General features: G+C 61.3%; 19 protein-coding genes and 1 pseudogene. 12 read left to right on the forward strand and 8 right to left on the reverse strand.

The genetic code is table 11. The features are described 5' to 3' along the window. From HX790_RS29485 to HX790_RS11360, 4 genes and pseudogenes are all read left to right on the forward strand, one after another. Positions 1-192: hypothetical protein (locus tag HX790_RS29485; protein WP_218174662.1), on the forward strand; the 192-nt coding region annotated here is incomplete at its 5' end. Positions 193-1287: 1095 nt separating this feature from the next. After that, positions 1288-1491 (forward strand): annotated as a pseudogene (locus HX790_RS29845) (HAMP domain-containing protein); the annotation flags it as partial. 153 nt (positions 1492-1644) lie between these two features. Then, the gene (locus HX790_RS29850; protein ID WP_370589494.1) at positions 1645-2349 is read left to right on the forward strand and encodes a methyl-accepting chemotaxis protein; all 705 of its coding nucleotides are present in this window, start codon (positions 1645-1647) and stop codon (positions 2347-2349) included. A 126-nt stretch (positions 2350-2475) separates the two neighbouring features. Further along, positions 2476-2904 carry a hypothetical protein gene (locus HX790_RS11360; RefSeq protein WP_017138307.1) on the forward strand — a complete coding sequence of 143 codons (429 nt, stop codon included), beginning with the start codon at positions 2476-2478 and terminating at the stop codon, positions 2902-2904. Here HX790_RS11360 and HX790_RS11365 read toward each other — a convergent pair. Together HX790_RS11365 and cra are read right to left on the reverse strand one after the other, a co-directional pair. Beyond that, positions 2851-3627 (reverse strand): TatD family hydrolase, encoded by a 777-nt coding sequence (locus HX790_RS11365; RefSeq protein WP_017138306.1) that lies wholly within the window; start codon positions 3625-3627, stop codon positions 2851-2853. The genes HX790_RS11360 and HX790_RS11365 overlap by 54 nt on opposite strands. Before the next feature lie 2 nt (positions 3628-3629). Then, complete coding sequence (gene cra / locus HX790_RS11370) at positions 3630-4625, reverse strand: catabolite repressor/activator (RefSeq protein WP_017138305.1); 996 nt, start codon at positions 4623-4625, stop codon at positions 3630-3632. 294 nt (positions 4626-4919) lie between these two features. Between cra and ptsP the strand changes: the two genes are divergently transcribed. The 4 genes from ptsP to HX790_RS11390 all read left to right on the forward strand — a co-directional run bounded on the left by ptsP (position 4920) and on the right by HX790_RS11390 (position 12183). Continuing rightward, complete coding sequence (ptsP, locus tag HX790_RS11375) at positions 4920-7778, forward strand: phosphoenolpyruvate--protein phosphotransferase (RefSeq protein WP_176991548.1); 2859 nt, start codon at positions 4920-4922, stop codon at positions 7776-7778. Continuing rightward, the gene (gene pfkB / locus HX790_RS11380; RefSeq protein ID WP_017138303.1) at positions 7779-8720 is read left to right on the forward strand and encodes a 1-phosphofructokinase; all 942 of its coding nucleotides are present in this window, start codon (positions 7779-7781) and stop codon (positions 8718-8720) included. Positions 8721-8731: 11 nt separating this feature from the next. Beyond that, positions 8732-10450, forward strand: a complete 1719-nt coding sequence (locus tag HX790_RS11385; RefSeq protein WP_176991549.1) for a PTS fructose-like transporter subunit IIB — start codon at positions 8732-8734, stop codon at positions 10448-10450. Positions 10451-10641: 191 nt separating this feature from the next. After that, positions 10642-12183, forward strand: a complete 1542-nt coding sequence (locus HX790_RS11390) for an alkaline phosphatase (RefSeq protein WP_099548346.1) — start codon at positions 10642-10644, stop codon at positions 12181-12183. A gap of 128 nt (positions 12184-12311) precedes the next feature. On the opposite strand, the gene HX790_RS11395 is transcribed toward HX790_RS11390, so the two are convergent. Next, positions 12312-14837, reverse strand: coding sequence for a sulfite reductase flavoprotein subunit alpha (locus HX790_RS11395; protein ID WP_176991550.1), 2526 nt, complete (start codon positions 14835-14837; stop codon positions 12312-12314). A 136-nt stretch (positions 14838-14973) separates the two neighbouring features. After that, positions 14974-17259, reverse strand: coding sequence for a TonB-dependent siderophore receptor (locus HX790_RS11400; RefSeq protein WP_176991551.1), 2286 nt, complete (start codon positions 17257-17259; stop codon positions 14974-14976). 206 nt (positions 17260-17465) lie between these two features. Here HX790_RS11400 and HX790_RS11405 point away from each other — a divergent pair, with 206 nt between their 5' ends. The 4 genes from HX790_RS11405 to HX790_RS11420 all read left to right on the forward strand — a co-directional run bounded on the left by HX790_RS11405 (position 17466) and on the right by HX790_RS11420 (position 19541). Continuing rightward, a complete protein-coding gene (locus HX790_RS11405; RefSeq protein ID WP_176991552.1) occupies positions 17466-18146 on the forward strand; it encodes a Fe2+-dependent dioxygenase in 681 nt (226 codons plus the stop codon). A gap of 2 nt (positions 18147-18148) precedes the next feature. Further along, the gene (locus HX790_RS11410) at positions 18149-18934 is read left to right on the forward strand and encodes a tetratricopeptide repeat protein (RefSeq protein ID WP_176991553.1); all 786 of its coding nucleotides are present in this window, start codon (positions 18149-18151) and stop codon (positions 18932-18934) included. Between the two features lie 65 nt (positions 18935-18999). Then, on the forward strand, positions 19000-19266 hold the full coding sequence (locus tag HX790_RS11415) for a CopG family ribbon-helix-helix protein (protein WP_017138296.1): 267 nt from the start codon (positions 19000-19002) through the stop codon (positions 19264-19266). Beyond that, the gene (locus HX790_RS11420; protein WP_080593787.1) at positions 19266-19541 is read left to right on the forward strand and encodes a type II toxin-antitoxin system RelE/ParE family toxin; all 276 of its coding nucleotides are present in this window, start codon (positions 19266-19268) and stop codon (positions 19539-19541) included. The genes HX790_RS11415 and HX790_RS11420 overlap by 1 nt, the downstream gene beginning before the upstream one ends. A gap of 59 nt (positions 19542-19600) precedes the next feature. On the opposite strand, the gene HX790_RS11425 is transcribed toward HX790_RS11420, so the two are convergent. The 4 genes from HX790_RS11425 to HX790_RS11440 form a co-directional block, all read right to left on the reverse strand. Next, positions 19601-20764, reverse strand: coding sequence for a type III PLP-dependent enzyme (locus HX790_RS11425; RefSeq protein ID WP_017138295.1), 1164 nt, complete (start codon positions 20762-20764; stop codon positions 19601-19603). A gap of 494 nt (positions 20765-21258) precedes the next feature. Beyond that, positions 21259-22416 carry a betaine/proline/choline family ABC transporter ATP-binding protein gene (locus HX790_RS11430; protein ID WP_017138294.1) on the reverse strand — a complete coding sequence of 386 codons (1158 nt, stop codon included), beginning with the start codon at positions 22414-22416 and terminating at the stop codon, positions 21259-21261. Continuing rightward, positions 22413-23066, reverse strand: a complete 654-nt coding sequence (locus tag HX790_RS11435; protein ID WP_017138293.1) for an ABC transporter permease — start codon at positions 23064-23066, stop codon at positions 22413-22415. Before HX790_RS11435 ends, HX790_RS11430 begins: the two co-directional genes overlap by 4 nt. 11 nt (positions 23067-23077) lie before the next feature. Beyond that, a complete protein-coding gene (locus HX790_RS11440) occupies positions 23078-23974 on the reverse strand; it encodes a glycine betaine ABC transporter substrate-binding protein (protein ID WP_017138292.1) in 897 nt (298 codons plus the stop codon).

Below are 23974 nucleotides of genomic sequence, written 5' to 3' on the forward strand. Positions count from 1 at the left end.
ATCAAGATCAAGATCAAAAGCGCAGATCAAAAGACCGCTGACTTCGTCATCGAAAAGGATGTAAGGGCCAGAGCAACAGCAACAGCAGAGCCATACTCGGTCAAATGTGGGAGCTGGCTTGCCTGCGATGGCATCAACTCGGTATGCCTGATACACCAAGGTGCCTGCATCCCCACATTGGGTCTGTGGTGAATTTCCAAGCCGTTAACCTTACGTTACAAAACTCCCTTTCAAATTGAGCTATACAGTCAGAGCGCCAAATAGTGGCTATCTGCCGCCGCCCTGCGCCTCAATAAAAATAAGAAAGGGAGCTCACCCGTGAAGCGCTTGCTCTATCCCGCTGTCGCCCTGATGAACCGCCTGAGTTTTGGCATGAAGTTCAGCCTGATCAGCGTGCTGTTCCTGCTGCCGATGCTGGCGACCAACTATTTTCTGGTGCGTGACTCCTGGTCGCAATTCCAGGGCACCCGCATTGAACTGCAAAGCCTCGATTTGCTCGGCAGCAGCCTGGCCCTGCGGCGCGATCTGGAGACCCTGAACAATCAGGTGCAGATCAACGCGGTGCTGGGGCAATCAGGTAAGGCCGGCGACCTCGAAGGCAAGATCAGTACCCTTGAGCAGAGCGTACTGAGCCGCCTGCAAAGCCTCAACGCCATGACCGTCGACCCTGAGCAAGCCAGCGCCTTCGAGGGCAAACGCGACGAGTTAATCGCCGCCTTCAAGGCTCAGCAGCAAGAAACCTCGCTGCTGAGCAAAAGCGCGCTGATCGGCAAATTACTCAACAAGGCGCAGATGTTGAGCCAGATCATCGCCAGCCAGTCCGGCTTGAGCCGCGACCCTCAGAGTGATTTGCGCCAGCTCAGTGAGCTGCTCACCAGCGTCACCGCGCAAGTCACCCAAACCCTCGGCGAGGGGCGGGCCATGGGCGCGTACTCCCTCGGCCAGGGCTTTCTCAATTCATCCTCCAGCACGCGCTTTGACGAACTGTTGCAACAGTTGGAAAAACTCCAGGCTGAATACGCCTTGAAGCTGCAGGATGCCCTGGGCGCCAGTACCGCCGCGCACACGGCGCTCGACAGCTTGGCCCAGGCCAGCAGTGCCAGCCTCAAACAAGGCAGCGAGTTGTTTGAAGAGCAGGTCGTCATGGCGCAAACCCTCGACGCGCCGTGGCAGGGGTTCTACGAAGATGTCAGCCGACTGATGGCCCAGACCTACCAGCTCAATGACACCACCCTGAGGTTCCTTGAGCAGCAACTGCAGCAGCGCCTGGCGCAAAACCGCACGCACATGGTGGTGCTGGTGTGTGCCCTGGTGGCGGTGTTCTTGCTGATCTTCTATTTGTATGCAGGCTTCTATGCCTCCACGCGCACCACCTTGCGCCGACTGGGCGCGATGATGGACAAGGTGGCGGCCGGCGACATGACCGTCACGTTTGTGGCCCACAGTCGCGATGAACTGGGCGACCTGGGCCAAGTGTTCAACGGCACTGTGGCCAAGATCCACGACTTGATCGAACGCGTGGGGCACACCGTTAGCCAGGTCGAGCTGCAAGCCGGCCAGGTGCAGGCCGTGTCTTCGCAAAGCAATCAGGCGGTGTCCGGCCAGCGCAGCCAGATTGAACAGGTGGCGACGGCGATGAACCAGATGTCTTCCACCGCCCAGGAAGTGGCACGCAGCGCGGCGGCGGCGGTCAACAGCGCCCATAGCGTCAACCACGAAACCGTCACCGGCCGTGGCCTGGTGCAATCCCAGCAGGGCAGCATTGCGCGCCTGGCGTCGGAGATTGATGAATCGGTGCGGGTGATCAATCAACTGGCCGCCGACAGCCAGTCCATCAGCAGCGTGCTGGAAGTGATCAAAAGCATCGCCGAGCAAACCAACCTGCTGGCGCTCAATGCGGCGATCGAGGCGGCGCGCGCCGGTGAGCAGGGGCGTGGTTTTGCGGTGGTGGCCGATGAGGTGCGCACCCTGGCCCGGCGCACGCAGCATTCCACCGAAGAAATCGAACAGATGATCAGCCGTTTGCACAGCGGTGTAGGCGCAGCGGTGAAGGCCATGGGCACCAGCCATACCATGGCCGATGGTACCGTGGCTCAGTCGGAAAAGGTCCAGCAGGCCCTGGAAAATATCCTTGGCGCCGTGGGCATGATCGTCGATCAGAACCAGCAGATCGCCGCCGCCGTCGAGCAGCAAACCGCAGTCGCGCAGGATATCGACCAAAACATCGTCGAAATCAATCGAGCCGGCGAACATGCGGCCCAGGGCGCGCAGCAGACCGAGGCCGCCAGCCGGCAGCTGTCGTTGCAGGTCATTGAACTGAAGCACTTGATCGGGGCGTTTCGTGTGTAAGACCTGCGCGTAGGAATAGGCTTGATGGTTTGTGGTGCCTGTCCTTATTTTTCGGTGTGCCTGTTTTGATCATGTGATTGGGTGAGAATTTGTTTCACCCAATCCGGGTACTCGGGAGGCAACGCGATGACGGCGGTTATCGGCATCAAAGGGCACTGCGCCCATTGCGACATCACCTTCGAACTCAAGCCCTGGCAATTGAACGCCATTGCCATCCGTGAGCCGTTTGATTGCCCGTATTGTCAGCGGGTCCTGGAGTTGAACTGCCCCAGGCAACTGCGCCAGTTCAAATCCTTGGACCACTGGGCCATGGTGCACCCCAGCATGATGGTACTGACCAGCGCGGTGCTGATCGTGGCGATGGTGGCCGAGTGGCTCGGCCTGATCAGTATGGTCGGGCAGCTCAACGTTTCATTGATAGTGGTACTTATGCACTTTCTGACGCTGCGTTACGTGCGCCACCGGCAGCGACTGACCTTGGATTTGCAGGTGGTCAACGTGCTACCAGTTGAACAGCTCGCACGCGTTGCGTGTGCTCGTTTCGGCCAGCACTGAAGGGCTGATGCCCATGCGTTCGGCCAAGGCGTCGCAGATAGCCGGCAGGTGTTGCGGGCTGTTGCGCTGGCCGGGGTACATGGCCGGCGCCATGTCCGGCGAATCGGTTTCCAGCACCAGCGCCTCAAGCGGCAGCTGGGTCAGCACCTTGTGCATACGCAGCGCCTGGGGCCAAGTGGCCGCGCCGCCCAGGCCCAGTTTAAAGCCGAGTTTGATGTATTCGCGGGCCTCCTCAACGCTGCCGGCAAACGCATGAATGATGCCGCCGCGCGGCAGGCGGATGCGTTTGAGGGTGGCGATCACTGCCGCGTGGCTGCGGCGCACGTGCAGCAGGGCTGGAAGCTGGAAATCCACAGCCAGTTTCAGCTGCGCTTCAAACAGGCTTTGCTGACGTTCGCGGTCCAACTGTTCGAGGAAGTAATCCAGCCCGATCTCACCGACGGCGCACAGTTGCCGATGGCCCTGTAGACGGGTCAGCCAATCACCCAACTCGATCAGGTCGGCGGGGCGATGATCCTCCAGATACACCGGGTGCAGGCCGAAGGCGGCAAATAAACTTTCATCGTCCTGCACCAGATCCCACAGCCGTTGCCAGTTCTGCTGATACACACCCAGCACCACCATGCGCTGCACGCCGAGTTGGCGGCTGTGGGCGAGGACTGCCCGGCGATCCGTGTCGAAATCCGGGAAGTCCAGGTGGGTGTGGGTGTCGATCAGCTCCACGCTCAAGCCTCGTGAATGCGCTGCTTGAAGGTCCGGCCGATGGCATGCACGCCGGGCTCATACTGTTCTTCTTCGATGGCCGCCAGGGCCAGGCGCAGGGCGGTGTCGGCGATCAGTTGATGTTGCTGGGCCATGGCGTTGACCGGCAAGGGCAGGAAGTCGAGCAGTTGGGTGTCGCCGAACGTGCCCAGGCGCAACGGCCGGGACTTGAGCGGGAAGTCATGCAACGCGTCGAACACACCTTGCAGCAGCACGTAGGAAGTCGTCACCAGCGCGTCAGGCAAATGCCCCAGGCGTTGCAGGAGTTCTTCCATCAGTTGGCGGCCACAGTCACGGCTGAAGGCTTCACCCTGCTCGATCAGCACGTCGCCCTTGAAGTCTCTCAAGGCTTCACGGAAACCGGCAGCGCGTTCCTGGCTGATGCTCAGTTCGGGGTGTGCGCCGATCAGCGCGATCTGCTTGGGCAGCGGCTGCAACAGGCTGCTGGTGAGTTGCTGGCAGGCCTGGCGGTCGTCGCTGACCACCGAGCAGAACTGCCCGGGTTCCATCACCCGGTCGATGGCGATCACCGGCAGGCCCTTGGCTTGCAGCTCACGGTAGCTGTCATCGCTGGCCGGCAAACAACTGGCCACGAACAGTGCATCGCAGCGCCGCGCGCGGAACAGTTGCAGCAGTTGGCGTTCGCTGTCGGCTTCATCATCGGAGCTGGCGATCAGCAGTTGGTAGCCGCGCGCCCGCGCGCCTTGTTCCAACAGCTTGGCGATGCGTGCGTAGCTGGGGTTTTCCAGGTCGGGCAAGATAAAGCCCAAGGTGCGCGTGTGCCGACTGCGCAGCCCGGCGGCCTGAGGGTTGGGCGTAAAGCCATGGGCTTCGACCACAGCACGCACACGCTCGACGGTGGCGCTGCTGATGCGTTGCTGTTCGGCCTTGCCGTTGATGACATAGCTGGCGGTGGTAACGGACACACCGGCCAGACGTGCGATATCACTGAGTTTCAAACCGGGATTTCCTTGTTTTTTAGAGCTTGCCCCGACATTTTGTCCAATCGTAACCGATTCCTGCACACGACTATTGTCTGAGCTCAAGTGCCGAGTGGTCCTTCAAGCTTGCATAATTAGCGCATAATCTGCCATAAATTCTAGATTAAACGTTTCAGCAAGCGTATTTTTACGATGTTCGCCACTGAGTGACTACTGCCAATTGACCACTCAGTCAGTTATTTATGAACGCGCCTGCGCTGATTTATTCAAAACAATACCTAGTGCCCACAGTGCACTAACTAGGAGAACGGCATGCTTGAGCTCACTGTAGAGCAGATTTCCATGGGCCAGGTGGCTGTGGATAAATCTGCTGCCTTGCACCTGCTCGCGGAAAAACTGGTGGCCGATGGCCTGGTCGCCGAGGGTTATCTGAGCGGCTTGCAAGCCCGTGAAGCCCAAGGCTCGACTTTTCTCGGCCAAGGTATTGCCATCCCCCACGGTACGCCGGAAACCCGTGACCAAGTGTTTTCCACGGGCGTACGCCTGCTGCAATTTCCCGAAGGGGTGGATTGGGGCGACGGCCAGATCGTCTACCTGGCGATCGGCATCGCGGCCAAATCCGATGAACACCTGCGCCTGCTGCAACTGCTCACCCGCGCCCTCGGAGAAACCGACCTGGGCCAGGCGCTGCGGCGTGCCGGCTCCGCCGAAGCCTTGCTGAAACTGCTGCAAGGCGCACCACAGGAACTGGCGCTGGACGCGCAGATGATCAGCCTGGGCGTATCGGCCGACGATTTTGAAGAGCTGGTCTGGCGTGGCGCACGCCTGTTGCGTCAGGCCGATTGTGTCAGTAATGGTTTCGCCGCCGTGTTGCAGCAAGTCGACGCGCTGCCGTTGGGCGATGGCCTGTGGTGGCTGCACAGCGAGCAGACGGTGAAGCGCCCAGGCCTTGCGTTCGTGACGCCGGACAAACCGATGCGTTACCTCGGCCAGCCCCTGAACGGCCTGTTCTGCCTGGCCAGCCTGGGTGAGGCGCATCAAACCTTGCTCGAACGCCTGTGCGCCTTGTTGATTGAAGGTCGCGGCCAGGAATTGGGCCGCGCTACCAGCAGCCGGGCGGTGCTTGAAGTATTGGGCGGTGAACTGCCGCCGGACTGGCCGAATGCGCGCATCACCCTGGCCAATGCCCATGGTTTGCATGCGCGGCCGGCGAAGATCCTCGCGCAATTGGCGAAAAGTTTTGACGGCGATATCCGCGTGCGCATCGTTGATGGCCCGGTGGGTGCCGTCTCGGTGAAAAGCCTGAGCAAGTTGCTGAGCCTCGGCGCCCGTCGCGGCCAGGTGCTGGAGTTTGTCGCTGAACCTGCGATTGCCGGTGATGCATTGCCCGCGCTGCTGGCAGCGGTGGAGCAAGGGCTTGGCGAAGAAGTCGAGCCGCTGCCGACCGTGAGTGCCCAACCTGCCATCCTTGATATTGAACCGGCGATCAGCGCGCCTGTGTCCGGCAGCCAGGTCCAGGCCATCGCCGCCGCGCCCGGCATTGCCATTGGCCCGGCGCATATCCAGACCCAGCAGGTCTTCGATTACCCGCTGCGCGGCGAATCTGCGGCCATTGAGCGCCAGCGCCTGCACGCCGCGCTCACCGACGTGCGCGCTGATATCCAGGGCTTGATCGAGCGCAGCCAATCCAAGGCGATCCGCGAGATTTTCATCACCCACCAGGAAATGCTCGACGACCCGGAGCTGACCGACGAGGTCGACACGCGCCTCAAGCAGGGCGAAAGCGCCGAAGCTGCGTGGATGAGCGTGATCGAAGCCGCGGCCAAACAGCAAGAGTCGCTGCAGGATGCCTTGCTCGCTGAGCGCGCCGCCGACCTGCGCGACATTGGCCGCCGGGTGCTGGCGCAATTGTGCGGCCTGGAAACCGCCCAGGAGCCAAGCGAGCCTTACATTCTGGTGATGGACGAAGTCGGCCCCTCTGACGTTGCCCGCCTGGACCCAACCCGCGTCGCCGGCATCCTCACCGCCCGTGGCGGCGCCACGGCCCACAGTGCCATCGTTGCGCGTGCCTTGGGCATTCCTGCTTTGGTAGGCGCCGGCGCGGCGGTGTTGTTGCTGGCCGCTGGCACACAGCTATTGCTCGACGGCCAGCGCGGCCGCCTGCATGTCGACCCCGACGCGGCCACCCTGCAACGCGCCACGGTCGAGCGCGACACTCGCGAACAGCGCCTGCAAGCGGCCTCGGCCCAGCGTCACGAACCGGCCATGACCCGCGATGGCCATGCCGTGGAAGTGTTCGCCAATATCGGTGAAAGCGCAGGCGTTGCGGCGGCGGTGGAGCAGGGCGCCGAAGGCATCGGGCTGCTGCGCACCGAGCTGATTTTCATGGCCCACCCGCAAGCACCGGATGAAGCCACCCAGGAAGCCGAATACCGCCGCGTGCTCGACGGCCTTGGCGGTCGCCCGCTGGTGGTGCGCACCCTGGATGTGGGCGGCGACAAACCGCTGCCGTATTGGCCGATTGCCGAGGAAGAAAACCCTTTCCTCGGTGTGCGCGGCATTCGCCTGACCTTGCAGCGCCCGCAGATCATGGAGGCGCAATTGCGTGCGCTGTTGCGCTCGGCGGACAACCGCCCGCTGCGCATCATGTTTCCCATGGTCGGCAGTGTCGATGAATGGCGAGCCGCCCGCGATATGACCGAGCGCCTGCGCCTGGAAATCCCGGTGGCCGACCTGCAACTGGGCATCATGATCGAAGTACCGTCTGCCGCTTTGCTCGCGCCGGTACTCGCCAAGGAAGTCGACTTTTTCAGCGTCGGCACCAACGACCTCACCCAGTACACCCTGGCCATCGACCGTGGCCACCCAACCCTGTCGGCCCAGGCCGATGGCCTGCACCCGGCCGTGTTGCAACTGATCGACATCACCGTGCGCGCCGCCCATGCCCATGGCAAATGGGTCGGCGTGTGCGGCGAACTGGCGGCGGACCCGCTGGCGGTGCCGGTGCTGGTCGGGCTGGGTGTGGATGAGTTGAGTGTGTCGGCCCGCAGCATTCCCGAAGTGAAGGCGCGGGTGCGTGAATTCAGTCTGAGCGAGGCCCAGGGCCTGGCGCAAAAAGCGCTTGCGGTGGGTTCGCCCGCGCAAGTGCGAGCCCTAGTGGAGGCCGTGTAAATGGCGAAGATTCTGACCCTGACGCTGAACCCGGCGTTGGACCTTACGGTACGCCTGGCACACCTGGAACCCGGTGCAGTCAACCGCAGCGAAACCCTGTTGACCCATGCTGCCGGCAAGGGTGTGAATGTCGCCCAGGTGCTGGCGGACTTGGGGCATGAAGTCACCGTCGGTGGCTTTCTGGGGGAAGACAACCCGCAAGCGTTTGACGCGCTGATCGCACGGCGTGGTTTTGCCGATGCGTTTATTCGCGTACCGGGCGAAACCCGCAGCAATATCAAGATCGCTGAACAGGATGGCCGGGTGACCGACATCAATGCGCCGGGGCCGCAGGTCAGTGAGCAGGCACAATTGGCCTTGCTCAATCAATTGACCCTGATCGCCCCGGGGCATGCTGCCGTAGTAGTCGCTGGCAGTTTGCCGCGCGGCGTCAGCGCGCAGTGGTTTCAGAGTTTGCTTGTGCATTTGAAAAGCCTCGGCCTGAAAGTCGTCCTCGACACCAGCGGCGAAGCCTTGCGCGCGGGCATCAAGGCCGGCCCGTGGTTGATCAAACCCAACACCGAAGAACTCGCCGAAGCCCTCGATTGCGCCACCGACTCCATCGCACAGCAGGCCCAGGCCGCCGAGCGTTTGCATGCTCAAGGCGTGGAGCATGTGGTGGTCTCCCACGGCGCCGAGGGCGTGAACTGGTTCAGCCCAGGCACCGCGCTGCATGCCACGCCGCCCAAGGTCAGCGTCGCCAGCACGGTGGGTGCGGGCGATTCGTTGCTGGCCGGGATGCTGCACGGTCTGCTCAGGTTTGATCTGCCGGAAACCACCTTGCGCCGGGCCACGGCGATTGCCGCCATGGCGGTCACGCAGATCGGTTTTGGCATCAGCGATGACGCGCAGTTGGCGCGCCTCGAAAGCGGCGTCCATGTGCGCACGCTGACAGAACAATAAGAGGGTTTGTGATGAAGTTAGCCATTGTTACCGCCTGCCCGAACGGCATGGTCACCAGTGTGCTGTGCGCCCGCTTGTTGGACGCCGCCGCGCAGCGCCAGGGCTGGAGCACCAGCACCGAAGTCGTAGATGTGCAGCACCCTGAGCGCCAGTTGTCTCAAGCCACAATCGATGCTGCCGAATGGGTGTTGCTGGTCAGTAGCACGCCGGTGGATATGCAGCGGTTTGTCGGCAAGCGTGTATTCCAGAGCACGCCGGCCCAGGCGCTGGCGGATGTCGACGCGGTGCTGCGCCGTGGTGCCGAAGAGGCCCAGGAATACGTCGCCAGCCAAGCGCCGGTGGCGGCGAAGAATGCCCCGCGTATCGTCGCGATCACGGCCTGCCCGACCGGCGTGGCCCACACCTTCATGGCCGCCGAAGCCTTGCAGCAAACGGCCAAGCGCCTGGGCTATGACTTGCAGGTCGAGACCCAAGGTTCGGTGGGCGCACGCACGCCGTTGAGCGCGCAGGCCATCGCCGATGCCGATGTGGTGTTGCTGGCGGCGGATATCGAAGTCGCCACTGAGCGTTTCGCCGGCAAGAAGATTTACCGCTGTGGTACCGGCATCGCCCTCAAGCAGTCCGAGGCCACGCTCAACAAGGCGCTGGCCGAAGGCGCGGTAGAAAACGCCGCCAGCGGTGCGGTCGGCAAAAAAGAAAAAACCGGCGTGTACAAGCACTTGCTCACCGGCGTGTCGTTCATGTTGCCGATGGTGGTGGCGGGCGGGCTGTTGATCGCCTTGTCGTTTGTGTTCGGCATCCATGCTTTTGAAGAAAAAGGCACCTTGGCTGCCGCCCTCAAAACCGTCGGCGACCAGGCCTTTATGCTGATGGTGCCGTTGCTGGCGGGCTACATCGCTTATTCGATTGCCGACCGTCCGGGCCTGGCGCCGGGCATGATCGGCGGCTTGCTGGCGGGCACCTTGGGCGCCGGGTTTATCGGCGGCATCCTCGCCGGTTTCCTTGCCGGTTACTGCGTCAAGCTGATCACCCGCGCGGTGCAATTGCCGCAAAGCCTGGAGGCGCTCAAGCCGATCCTGATCATCCCGCTGCTGGCAAGCCTGTTCACGGGCCTTGCGATGATCTATCTGGTCGGCCCGCCGGTGGCGCGGTTGCTCACGGGGCTGACGGATTTTCTCAGCACCATGGGCACCACCAATGCGGTGCTGCTGGGCATTTTGTTGGGCGGCATGATGTGTGTGGATTTGGGCGGGCCGATCAACAAGGCGGCGTATGCGTTTTCGGTCGGCCTGCTGGCCGCGTCCAGTGGTGCACCGATGGCGGCGACCATGGCCGCTGGGATGGTGCCGCCAATCGGCATGGGCATCGCCACCTTGCTGGCGCGGCGCAAGTTCGCCCAGACCGAGCGCGAGGCGGGCAAGGCCGCAATGATCCTGGGCCTGTGCTTTATCTCTGAAGGCGCGATTCCATTTGCCGCCAAAGACCCGCTACGGGTGATCCCGGCCAGCATCGCCGGTGGCGCGTTGACCGGCGCGCTGTCGATGTACTTCGGCTGCAAACTCGCCGCGCCCCATGGCGGTTTGTTTGTGTTGGTGATTCCGAATGCAATGAACCATGCGCTCCTGTATTTGCTGGCGATTGTGGCGGGCAGCTTGGTGACTGGGCTGGTGTATGCGCTGATCAAGCGTCCCGAGGCGGCGGAGCTGTCGGTCACTTCAGCCAAGGCCTGACACTGTTCAAAATGTGGGAGCTGGCTTGCCTGCGATTGCTTTCTGTCAGTCACCCTTTCAGTGACTGATTCACCGCTATCGCAGGCAAGCCAGCTCCCACCTTTGATCTCCAGTGTTCTTACGGTCGGTGTCACATCCGCTTCATGCTCCCGTGTTTAAGTTGCCCTTTTGATACTCAAGAGGGCACCTGCATGAGCCACTTCGATCTCGGCCGTCGCCGCGTGATGCAAGCCGTTGGCGCCGGTTTGTTGCTGCCGGGCCTGGCGCCGGCAGTGATCGCCTCGGTCAAGGACCGCCCCCAACTCACCGACGGCGTGCAGTCCGGCGACTTGCTGGGCGATCGGGCGATGATCTGGAGCCGCAGCGACCGCCCGGCGAAGATGGTGGTGGAGTGGGACACCCGCAGTGTGTTCAGCAACCCGCGCAAATTTATCTCGCCCCTGGCCGACAGCCGCACCGACTTTACCGCCCGCGTCGAACTCACCGGGCTGCCGGTCGATCAGGCGATTTTCTACCGTGTGCACTTTGAAGACGCCCAGACCGGCGTGGCCAGCGAGCCGTGGTTCGGCCACTTGCGCAGCGTGCCGCAGCAGCGTCGTGATATCCGTTTTGTGTGGAGCGGCGACACTGTCGGCCAGGGCTTCGGCATCAACCCGGACATCGGCGGCATGCGCATTTACGAAGCCATGCGCCTGCGCCTGCCGGACTTTTTTATCCACAGCGGTGACACCATCTACGCCGACGGCCCAGTGCCGGCCCAGCTGACCGTTGAAGACGGGCGCATCTGGCGCAACATCACCACTGAAGCCAAGAGCAAAGTCGCCGAAACCCTCGACGAATATCGCGGCAATTATCGCTACAACCTGCTGGATGAAAACGTGCGCCGCTTCAATGCCGAAGTGCCGCAGATCTGGCAGTGGGACGACCACGAGGTGATCAACAACTGGTCGCCGAGCAAGGTGCTCGATGAGCGTTACCAGACCAAGGACATCAACACCTTGGTCGGCCGCGCACGCCAGGCCTGGCTGGAGTATTCACCGATGCGCCGCCAGAGCGCCGATGGCGGTGGGCGCATCTATCGCAAGCTCAGCTACGGGCCGTTGCTGGATGTGTTCGTGCTGGACATGCGCAGTTATCGCGGGCCTAACGACGACAATCTGGGCGGCGAAAAGCCCTTTATGGGCCGTGAGCAACTGGACTGGCTCAAGCGCGAACTCAAGGCCTCCCAGGCGCAGTGGAAAGTCGTGGCCGCCGACATGCCTATCGGCCTCGGCGTGCCCGACGGTGAAGTCAGCCCCGGAGTGCCACGTTGGGAAGCCATCGCCAACGGCGACCCAGGCCCGGCCCAAGGTCGTGAGCTGGAGATTGCCGAACTGTTAGGGTTTTTGCGCGCGCAGCAGGTGCGCAACCATGTGTGGCTGACGGCGGATGTGCATTACTGCGCGGCGCATCATTACCACCCGGACCGCGCGGCGTTTCAGGATTTCGAGCCGTTCTGGGAGTTTGTGGCCGGGCCGCTGAATGCGGGGAGCTTCGGGCCTAATCAACTGGACAAAACCTTTGGACCGGAGGTGGTGTTCCAGAAGGCTCCGCCTGCGCAGAACACTTCGCCGTTTGCCGGTTTTCAGTTTTTTGGTGAAGTGCAGATTGACGGGCAGACGGCGGAGTTGACCGTGATCTTGCGTGACTTGGATGGGGTCTCGGTGTTCGAGCAAAAGCTGCAGCCCGCTTGAGGACGATCGTTCCCACGCTCTGCGTGGGAACGCCGCCATGGACGCTCCGCGTCGGCTTTTAGGGCGGTGACGCGGAGCGTCACGGGATGCATTCCCACGCAGAGCGTGGGAACGATCGGTATGAGGGCTTAGTACACATCCCGACGATAGCGGCCCTGCTCAATCAAACGCTCCACCGCTTCGCTGCCCAGCACCTCGTGCAGCACTTGATCCACACCCGTGGCCATGCCCTGCAAGCTGCCGCACACATAAATCGCGGCGCCTTCGGCCAGCCATCTACGCAATACGTCTGCCGATTCGCGCAGGCGGTCCTGTACGTAGATTTTCTCTGCCTGGTCGCGGGAAAACGCCAGGTCCAGCAGGGCCAGGTCACCGCTGGCCAGCCAGCCTTGCAGCTCGTCCTGGCACAGGTAGTCGTGGGCAATATTGCGTTCGCCGAACAACAGCCAGTTGCGCTGCTGGCCATCGGCGATGCGCGCTTTAAGCAAACTGCGCAGGCCGGCCAGGCCGGTGCCGTTGCCCAGCAGGATCAGCGGCACCGGCGCTTCGGGCAAGTGGAAGCCACTGTTGCGGCGCAGACGCAGGCTGACGCCGGAGCCGATGGCGGCGTATTCCGTCAGCCAGCCCGAGCCCAGGCCCAGGCTGCCGTCGGGGTGGCGCTCCTGGCGTACGATCAGCTCCAGCACGCCGTCGCTGGCGATCGAGGCGATGGAGTATTCGCGCATGCCCAAGGGCACCAGCGCGTTGACCAGCGCTTGTGCGTGCAGGCCCACCAGATGCGCGCGGTTGTCCGGCAGTTGGCGGGTGGCCAAAGCCTGGTTGAGGGTTTGCGCCAGGCCGTCGATCAACACACCATCGCTGCCGACCAGGCCCAGGCCTGCGAGGAAATGCTCGATGGCCCACGGGCAATTGCGCGGCAGCACTTCCACCAGGTCACCGGCCAGCCAGCTTTGCGGCGCGGGCGGCGTGAGGCCCAGCAGGTAGATGTCTGAGCCAACGCTGTCGCGGTTAAGCAGGGTGCGATGGGTGAGGGTCCAGTTTTCAAACTGAGGCGCTTGCCAGGCCGCTGCCGGTGCTTGGCCGGTGATTTGGCCCAGTTGTTGTTGCCACATCAGCAGCGCTTCGCTGTCGCCGCTGTCGACTTCCACGGGGGCGAACAATGGCGTGCCGCCCTGGTGGGTCAGCCAGAAATGCAGGCGCCGGGCAAAACCGCAGAAGTGTTCATATTGGCGATCACCCAGGGCCAGCACCGAGTAGTTCAAGCCTTTGAGCGACAGATCCTGGCCGAGCACGCTGCGCTCAAACCCCCGGGCGCTGTCTGGGGCTTCGCCGTCGCCGAAGGTGCTGACCACGAACAGCGCATGCTGCGATTGGCTCAGGTCGTGCTGGCTGACGCTGCCCAGCGGCTGCACTTTCACCGGCAAGCCGGCGGCCTGCAATTGCCCGGCGGTTTGCCAGGCCAACTGCTCGGCAAAACCGCTCTGGCTGGCAAAGCCGATCAGCCAGGCCGGCGCATCGCTGTGGTTGGCGCCGAGGCCTTTGCGGGCGTCGCGCACTTGGCGCTTTTTGCGGCGACGGTCCAGGTACAGCAGCCAGCCGGTGATAAAGAACAACGGCATCATCAGCGAACTGAGGGTGAGGAGGATGCGCCCGGTCCAACCGAAGTAGCTGCCGGTGTGCAACGCATAAATGCTAGTGAGCAATTGGGACTTGAGCGTCTTGCTGGCGTACGGGGCGTGGGTTTTGACCTCGCCGGAGGACGGGTCCAGGTTGATCTGGTTCAGCGCGCGGTCGTGGGGCGATGTGTTGAGCAGGTAATACACAATGGCTGGCTGCCCGGCGACGGCCGGCATGCGAATGTTGTAGGCGATCAAACCGGGGCCGGCGTTGGCGTAGATGCTGCTCCATATGGCGTCGTAGTTGGCCACCGGCGCCGGGCCTTCGGGCGGCGGGCCGCGTTTGCGCAGGCGCTCGTTTTGCGGCGCGTCGGACAGCAGTTTGTTCAGGCCCTGGCTGTACCAGTCGTAGGACCAATACAGGCCGGTGAGCGCCGAGAACAGATAGAACAACAGGCACCAGGTGCCGAACACCGAGTGCACGTCCCAGTTGAAGCTGCGGCCTTTCTTGCGCCAGTCCAGCGTCAGCCAGGCGCGCCAGCTTGCCACTTGGCGCGGCCAGCGCAGGTACAGGCCCGAGAGGCAGAAGAACACCAGGATGAGGCTGCAGGCGCCGGTGATGTTACGCCCGGTTTCGCCCATGGCGAGGAAACGGTGCAACTGCAAGATAAAGCCGAGCACATCCTGGCCGACGGCGTCACCCATGTAGTCGCCGGTGTAGGGGTCGAAGTAGCGCATCTGGCCACGCCGTTCGCCCGGCGGGGCGGTGAAGAACACACGCGCGGCGTTGCCGCTGTCGCTTTCCACCCACAGCATCGATACGGTCTTGCCTTCGGTGGCCTCAAGCTTGCGCACCAGTTCGGCAGGCGGCAGCACACCGGCTTCGCGTTTTTCGACCTTCAAGACTGTGGGGTTGAGCGCCCGCAGGATTTCATCCTGAAACGAGACCGCAGCCCCGGTTATCCCCATCAACGCCAGCACCAGCCCGGCAGTGATGCCGAAGAACCAGTGCAATTGGAACAGGGTTTTTTTCAACACGTCGGACCGCCTCGCTCATCTGGATGTCGTTGTCACGGCGCGCATTATGCCGTGGGTTAACGAGAAAAATTCTGTTTTACACGCAAAAGCCCCACGCATCCGATGCGTGGGGCTTTTGGCTGAACGTTGACCGGGTTTAGAAGTGGAAACTGGTGGTCAACAGCGCCGTACGCCCGGCGGCCTGGTTGGCAAAGTGCGCCGCGTAGGCTTTGTCGTAGTAGGTCTTGTCGGTCAGGTTTTGCACGTTCAATTGCAGGTCGACGTTCTTGGTCAGCTTGTAGCTGGCCATCGCGTCGTAGCGGGTGTAAGCCGGCACGTACACGGTGTTGGCAGGGTCGCCGTACACCTGATCGACGTAGAACGCGCCGCCGCCGATGGTCAGTTTTGGCGTGATGTCGTAAGTGGTCCACAGGCTGAAGGTGTTCTTCGGCGTGTTGGGCATTTGGTTGCCTTTGTTGGAGCCGGCCGACACTACGTTTTGACGGTTGCCGATCTTGCCTGGGTCGACCAGTTCGCTTTTCAGGTAGCTGTAGCCGGCAAACACCTGCCATTGATCGGTGAGCTTGCCGCTGGCCGACAGTTCCAGGCCATCGACACGGGATTCGCCGCCGTTTTCGAAGGTGTTGGAGTCCACCAGGATTCGCGTGTTTTTCTTCTCGGTACGGAACACTGCTGCCGTCAACGACAGGCGGTTGTGGAACAGGTCCCACTTGGTGCCCAGCTCGTAGTTGACGGTCTCTTCGGGTTTCAGGTCGCTGGTGTTGATGCCGGTGACGAAACCATTGGTTTCTTGCCCTTCACCCACCAGCCCGCCGACTGGCTGCGCCGAGGTGGCGTAGGAGGTGTAGATGCTGCCGTTTTCCAGCGGCTTCCAGACCAGACCCGCCTGCCAGTTGAAGAACTGGCTGTCGTCCTTGAGCTTGCTGCGCCCGGCTACGGCGTTGGTGTTGGCTTGGGTATCAAAGGTGTCGTAACGCACGCCGACGTTCAGCAGCCATTTCGGGTCCAGCTCGATGGTGTCGAACACATAGGCTGCGCGGCTGGTGGCCTTGGTGTTGGTGCCCATGTAGTTGCGTGCCACGCTGCCGGTCCAGGCGTCATCCGGTGTCGGGTTGCTCAGCGAGGTGCACTGGCCGCCCAGGCTGCCTTTGGCCACGGTGCAGGTCGGGTTGCTGTTCGGGCTGACGGTGTAGCTGCTGACGCGGGTTTCTTCACCGGTGAATTCCAGGCCGGTGGAGTACGAGTGTTTCATGCCCGCCAGTTGGAAGTTGCCGAACAGATCAGTCTGGTTGGTGGTGGTGTCGGTGGTTGACACGCGGGTGTTGGCGCGGCGCCACACGGTGCCGAAACGGCTGACGTTGCGCTGGCTGTCATCCGGCTGAGTGAGTACGTAATCCTGGCCGGTGCTGCCATGGCGCAGGGTGTTTTTCAGCGTCATGTTGTCGTTCAGGTCGTGCTCGATGGAGAACGTGCTGATGTCGGCGCGGGTCTTGCGGAAATCGCGGTCTTTCAAACCGTAGAAGTTGTTGCTGTCGCCGCCGTCGGTGGGTTTGTCATGCCCGTGGGCAGTGGCGGTCGGCGAGCTGTAGCCATACGGAATGCCCGAGTCAGGCAGGTCGTCGCTTTCCATGTGGTAGTAGCTGAAGTTGACGCGGGTCGGTGTGCCCAGGCCGAAAGTCAGCGACGGTGCCACGCCCCAGCGGTCGTAGTTGATGGTGTCGCGGCCGGCCACATTCTGTTCGTGGCTCATCAGGTTCAAACGGAACGCGGCGTTGTCGAGGAACTGACGGTTCACGTCGAGTACGTAGCGGCGGGTCTGGTCGGAGCCGTAAGTGAAACCGCCGTTGGTGAAGTCACGCGCCTGTGGCGTCTTGCTCACCAGGTTGATGCTGCCGCCGGCCGAGCCACGGCCTCCGAACGAGGAATTGGGGCCTTTGCTGACTTCGATCGACTCGATGTCGAAGATCTCGCGGCTCTGGCCGCCGGTGTCGCGCACGCCATCCAGGTAGGTGTCGCCCTGGGCGTCAAAACCACGGATGAACGGGCGGTCGCCCTGGGGGTTGCCGCCTTCGCCGGCGCCAAAGGTGATGCCCGGTACGGTGCGCAGGGCATCCTGCAGCGACGTGGCGGCAGTGTCTTTCAACACTTGCTGCGGCACCACGGTGACCGAGCGCGGGGTGTCCACCAGCGGCGCGGTGTATTTTTGCGACGAGGCTTTTTCGACCTGGTAGGAGGTGTTGTCCTGTTCCTGGCCGGTGATGCTGGTGGCGCCGAGGGAGATGCTGTTGCGCTCGCCTTTTGGTTCGGTGCTTTCGGCCGCTTGCGCCAGTTGGGCGGCAGAGCTGGCACTGAGTGCAACGCCGATGGCCGAAGCCAGCATGCGTGGTGAACTGGCAGGTGTTTTTAGCGTAGTGCGCGACATAACAAGTCCTTTCCCCAAGGAGGTGAGGCCGCGGAATATAGGGTCAACAAGACTTTCTATCAATTGCGATACATTACTATTCGCACTGAATTTACATTCTTTACACTTTTGCCTTACGGTTTTTACCCACTCATTCGTCCGCCGCGTTTTACAGGGCAGATAAGAATCAATACCATTAGCACCTCTCTGTTTTCAGGTATTGCCCCATGTTGCTGCATATTCCCGGCCTGTTCTCTCGCGAGGAGGTGCTGCGCATTCGCCAAGCCCTGGAAAACACTGAGTGGGCCGACGGTAAAATCACCGCCGGGCACCAATCCGCCAAGGCCAAGCACAACCTGCAATTGCCCGAAGGCCACCCGCTGGCCAAGGAAATCGGCGCGGCGATGCTGGAGCGTTTGTGGAACAACCCGCTGTTTATGTCGGCGGCACTACCGCACAAAGTCTTCCCGCCGTTGCTCAACTGCTACACGGCCGGTGGCAGTTTCGATTTTCACATCGACAATGCCGTGCGCCAGGCGCGCGGCAGCCACGAGCGGGTGCGCACGGATCTGTCGTCCACGCTGTTTTTCAGCGACCCGGAGGAATACGACGGTGGCGAACTGGAGATTCAGGACACTTTTGGCCTGCAACGGGTAAAACTGCCGGCGGGCGATATGGTGCTGTACCCCGGCTCCAGCCTGCACAAAGTCAACGCCGTGACCCGTGGCGCGCGCTATGCCTCGTTCTTCTGGACCCAAAGCCTGGTGCGCGAAGACAGCCAGCGCACGTTGCTGTTCGAAATGGACGGCGCTATCCAGCAACTGACCACGGACGTACCCGACCACCCGGCGCTGATCCAGCTCACCGGCACCTACCACAACCTGCTGCGCCGCTGGGTTGAGGTGTAAGCATGGGCTTTTTATTGCGCCGTGAAGAAGTGCTCAATGTCGAGCAACTGCAAAGCATGCTCGACGACTCCCCGGTGCGCGCTGCGCAGGCGATCCTCGTGGCGGCGAAGGAAGGCGTGGTCGACGCTCAAGCGTTGCTCGGGCAAATCCTGCTGGAAGGGCGCGGCATTGCACGCGATGAAGCGCTGGCACTGCGCTGGTTCCAGATCGCGGCCCATGGCGGGCATTGGATGGCGCGCAATATGACCGGGCGTTGCCTGGAGCATGGTTGGGGTTGCGCCGTCGATGAAGCAGCGGCTGCGCGCAATTATCGTCTGGCGGCAGAAGCTGGATTGGATTGGGGGCAGTACAACTACGCCAACTTGCTGGCGACCGGCCGCGGTGTTGCGCAAGACCGGGCGCAAGCGTTTGCGTTTTACCGGCTGGCCGCAGAGCAGGGCCATGCCAAGTCGATGAACCTGCTGGGGCGTTATCTGGAAGACGGCCAGTATTGCCCTCAGGATCTGGATGCGGCCGTAGCGTGGTATCGCCGTTCAGCCGAAGGCGGGGATTTTCGCGGGCAGTTCAGCTATGCGGCGGTGCTGGCTGATAGGGGCCAGATCGAGGAGGCGCTGGGTTGGCTGCGCCAAGCACTGGCTGGAGGGAACCTCAAGTTTTTGCGCACGGCGCACAAGGCGCTGTTAAATGCAGCGCAGCCGGAAATCCGGTCTTTGGCTAAAGATTTCGAGCAGCGAGTGGCTCAATTAAACGATGAGCGGCATGGGTTAGCAGTTGCTGCACCGCTCTAAATCACTATGATTGAAGCTGATTCAGATTTAATCATATGTTTCGCAATGCTGCGAAGAGAGGATTTATGGGCGCCGACACTAAAGTACTGACCGCTCACGTCCCCACCGCCTTGGCGCAAAAAGTCGATCAGATGGCGGCACGGATGGATCGTTCGCGGGGCTGGATCGTTAAGCAAGCGCTCGCCGATTGGGTCGATATGGAGGAAGCACGCAGCCGGCTGACACGAGAGGCCATGGCCGATGTCGATGCCGGTCGGGTGATTGATCAGCAAGCGGTTCAAGCCTGGGCGGATAGTTTAAGCACTGATTCGCCGCTGCCGGTACCTCGCTGATGGAGTTGAAGTGGACCAGTAAGGCCTTATCGGATCTGGCTCGACTTTTCGACTTCCTGGCCGTCGTAAATCGCATGGCGGCGGCGCGTACGGTGCAGTCACTTTCCCAAGCACCTTTGAGTTTGTTAAGTAACCCGCGCATCGGTGAACGCGTTGAAGAATTTGAACCGCGGGACGTAAGACGACTGTTGGTTGGTCATTACGAAATGCGCTACGAAATTCAAGAATCAACACTCTATATTTTGCGTTTATGGCACGTGCGCGAAGATCGTTGAAATGTGCAAGCCCGTAAAAAAACCCATGACATGTCATGGGTTTTTTGTGTGCAGCGTTCTTACACGTAGTAAGACTTCAGCGGCGGGAAGCCATTGAATTCAACCGCGCTGTAGCTGGTGGTGTAGGCACCGGTCGACAACCAGTACAAACGATCACCAATCGCCAGGTTCAGCGGCAGGCCGTACTTGTAGTTTTCGTACATGATGTCGGCGCTGTCGCAGGTCGGGCCGGCGATGACCACTTCTTCCATCTCGCCTTTCTTCTCGGTCCAGATCGGGAACTTGATGGCTTCGTCCATGGTTTCGATCAGGCCGGAGAATTTGCCCACATCCGTGTACACCCAGCGCTCGACGGCGGTGCGCGATTTACGTGCAACCAGTACCACTTCGCTGACCAGGATACCGGCGTTGGCGATCAACGAACGGCCCGGTTCCAGGATGATTTCCGGCAGGTCGTCGCCGAAATCTTCCTTGAGGAAGCGGATGATTTCTTCGGCATAGGTTTCCAGGCTGTTGGTACGGGTGATGTAGTTGGCCGGGAAGCCGCCGCCCATGTTGATCAGCTTGAGGTGGATGCCGTCTTCTTCCTTCAGGCGTTCGAAGATCACTTTGACCTTGGCGATCGCGGCATCCCATACGCTGATGTCGCGCTGTTGCGAGCCGACGTGGAAGGAGATGCCGTAAGGCACCAGGCCCAGGTCGCGGGCGAGGATCAGCAGGTCCATGGCCATGTCGGTCTGGCAGCCGAATTTGCGCGACAAAGGCCAGTCAGCCGTGGTCGAGCCTTCGGTGAGGATACGCACATACACTTTGGAACCTGGCGCGGCCTTGGCGATGTTGCGCAGGTCGGCTTCGGAGTCGGTGGAGAACAGGCGCACGCCTTTATCAAAGAAGTAGCGGATGTCTTTGGATTTCTTGATGGTGTTGCCGTAGCTGATACGGTCCGGGCTGACGCCACGGTCCATCACTTTATCCAGCTCGTAGATCGAGGCGATGTCGAAGCTCGAACCCTTGTCTTTCAACAGGTCGATGATCTCGACGGCCGGGTTGGCCTTGACCGCGTAATAGACTTTGGCGAATTCGAAACCGGCGCGCAGGTCATCGTAGGCCTGGCTGATCATCGCGGTGTCGATCACCACGAACGGGGTTTCTTGCTTGTCGGCGAACGCCTTCATTTTGTCAAAAGTGGCGCGCGCGAAATAATCTTCGACGTTGATCGACATGCTGGGAACTCCTAAGGGCAAACTGTAGTAATCAATGGGTGCAACTGAACGTCCTCCGTATCCCCACTTTGGTTCGCCTACTTCCCAAGGCATGTCGCCGAAAGCAAAAAGGCCATGGGATAACCGCGTCCCTTGGCCTTGCTGTCTCGTCGTCAGTACTTGAGCCGGATGGATCGTTTCCAGCATGGACGTTCGGCGCGAACTTTAGGACGTGAGGGGCCATAGATCAACTAAAAATGTCGCGTTTTTGCACGCGTTCGTCGCGGGACCCGGTGCAGCTACTTATGTAACCGACAGGTGTGACGGATTGATGTTCCCCCGGGAGTGTTATTTGAGGGGAATTTGGAGCGCTTTGTGGCGAGGGAGCTTGCTCCCGCTGGGGCGCGAAGCGGCCCCAAAATCAGTCAACCCCGGTTACCTGAAACTATTGAGTCGTCTGTTCTGGGGCTGCTGCGCAGCCCAACGGGAGCAAGCTCCCTCGCCACAGAAGTTAATCAGGCCAGTGCTGTCTCGGCAGGCGACACGATACTGGTCTTGCCCCCGCGCGACTTACCGGAACTCAGGTACTCGGCAATCGACTCTTGCGTCACTTCACCGAGGAACACCCGCTCGGCGTCCATCACCGGCAACCACGAACGGTTGAACTCATACATACGCGACAACAGGATGCGCAAATGCTCGTCGTACGCCGCCGTGGCGTTGAACTCGCGCAGGTACTGCCCGCAGGTACCGGTCTGACGGTGCAGGTCGCGACGTCGTACATACCCCAGTGCCTTGTTCTCGGCGCAGGTGACCACCACATAACGGCGGTCAGTTTCATCCATCAGCTCCAGCGCATCCGCCACCGGAGTTTCCGGGCTCACCGACGGGGCGTTGTCGGCTGCATCTTCGGCTTTCACCAAGAGCAGGCGCTTGAGGGTGCTGTCCTGACCGACAAAGTTACTCACGAACTCGTCAGCCGGGTGCGCTAGCAAGGTGTCCGGATGGTCGATCTGCAGCAGCTTGCCGGCGCGGAAGATCGCAATCTTGTCGCCCAGCTTGATGGCTTCATCAATGTCGTGGCTGACCATGATCACGGTCTTGTTCAGCGCCCGTTGCATCTCGAAAAACTCGTTCTGGATCATCTCGCGGTTGATCGGGTCGACCGCACCGAACGGTTCGTCCATCAGCAGCAACGGTGCATCGGCCGCCAACGCGCGGATCACGCCAATGCGCTGTTGCTGGCCACCCGACAGTTCACGCGGGTAGCGATGCAGGTACTGTTTGGGTTCGAGCTTGATCATGCTCATCAACTCGCGGGCGCGGTCATGGCATTTCTGTTTGTCCCAGCCGAGCAGCTTGGGCACGACCACGATGTTTTCCTCGATGGTCATGTTCGGGAACAGGCCGATCTGCTGGATGACATAGCCGATGTTGCGACGCAGGGTCACTTCGTCGAGGTCGGTGGTGTCCTCGCCGTTGATCAGAATCTTGCCCGAGGTGGGCTTGATCAAGCGGTTGATCATTTTCAGCGTGGTGCTCTTGCCGCAGCCCGACGGGCCGAGGAATACGCAAATTTCGCCTTCGTTGACGGTCAGGCTTACGTCGTTCACGGCGGAGACAGTCTTGCCGTTGCTTTGAAAAGTCTTGGTCAGGTTTTGAAGTTCGATCATTTGAGCAGTCCTTTTGGAGTCAGCGAGCGTTGCAGCCATTGCAGAAGCAGGTCGGCGAAGATGGCCAGGAGACTGACCAGCACGGCGCCCACGATCAGCATCGACATGTCGCTGCGGCTGATGGAAGCCAGAATAAGTACACCCAGGCCACCGGCGCCGATGGTGGCGGCGATGGTCATTACACCAATGTTCATCACCACGGCGGTGCGCACACCGGCGAGGATCACCGGCACGGCAATCGGCAGTTCGACCATGCGCAGGCGCTGGCCGAAGGTCATGCCGATGCCTTTGGCGGCTTCGCGAATACCCGGCTCCACGCCCGTGAGGGCGAGGTAGGTGTTACGCATGATCGGCAGCAGTGAGTAGAGGAACACCGCGGTAATCGCCGGCATCGGCCCCAGGCCCTGGCCGAACTTGGAGTAGAACGGCAGCAGCAGGCCGAACAGCGCGATGGACGGCACGGTCAGCAGCACCGTGGCGCTGGCTTGCAGCGGGCCGGCCAGGGTCGGGAAGCGGGTCATCAGCACGCCGAGGGGCACGCCGACGACAATCGCGAGAATGACCGCAATGCCGACCAGGGTGATGTGCTGCCAGGTCAGTTGCAGGACAAGTGCCCAATCAAGATGGGAAAAGGCGTTCAGGAATTCCATGTCTTCTCCTCTTATTGGCTGATGGGATGTTGGCGCAGAAAATCTGCGGCCACGGCGGATGGGCTTTCATGGTCGACGTCGACCCGTGCGTTCAACTGGCGCATGGTGGCGTCGTCAAACAGCGCAGCCAGCGGCTTCAGGTCGGCGGCCAATTGCGGGTGGGCGTCGAGATAAACCTGACGCACCACGGGCGCTGCGGTGTAGTCCGGGAAGTAGTGCTTGTCGTCTTCCAGCAGCTTCAATTTGAAGGCGTTCAGGCGACCGTCGGTGGTGTAGACCAACCCGGCAAACACCTGGCCATTACGCAGCGCGGTGTAGACCAGGCCGGCGTCCATCTGCCGAGTGTTTTTACGCGTGAGGTTCATGTCATACAGCTTGACCATGCCGGCCATGCCGTCGGAACGGTTGGCGAACTCGGTGTCCAGGGCTACCAGGCGGTTTTCCTTGGTTTTTTCCGCCAGGGCTTGGGTCAGGTCGCTGATGCTATTGACCTGCGGGAACTCCTTAGCCACGTTCTCCGGCAATGCCAGGGCGTAGGTGTTGCTGAATTTCGACGGCGACAGCCAGACCAGGCCTTTTTTCGCGTCGAGTTCTTTCACCCGAGCGTAAGACTGTTCGCTGTCGAGCTTCTCGTCGATATGGTTGTAAGCCACCAGCGACACGCCGGTGTACTCCCAAATTAAATCAAGCTGCCCGCTTTCCTGGGCACTGCGCGCCAGGTTACTGCCCAGGCCGCCGGTCACACGGGTGTCGTAGCCCTTAGTGCGCAGGTACTGGGAAGTGATTTCGGCGAGCAGGGTCTGTTCGGTGAACACCCGGGCGCCGATGCGAATCACCGGTTTTTCGGCGGCTTGCGCAATGCCTGCAAACAGCAGGACGCAGCTCAATATCAAAGTCAGTTTTTTCAT

The organism is Pseudomonas sp. IPO3747 (assembly GCF_013385245.1).
GTDB lineage: Bacteria > Pseudomonadota > Gammaproteobacteria > Pseudomonadales > Pseudomonadaceae > Aquipseudomonas > Aquipseudomonas edaphica.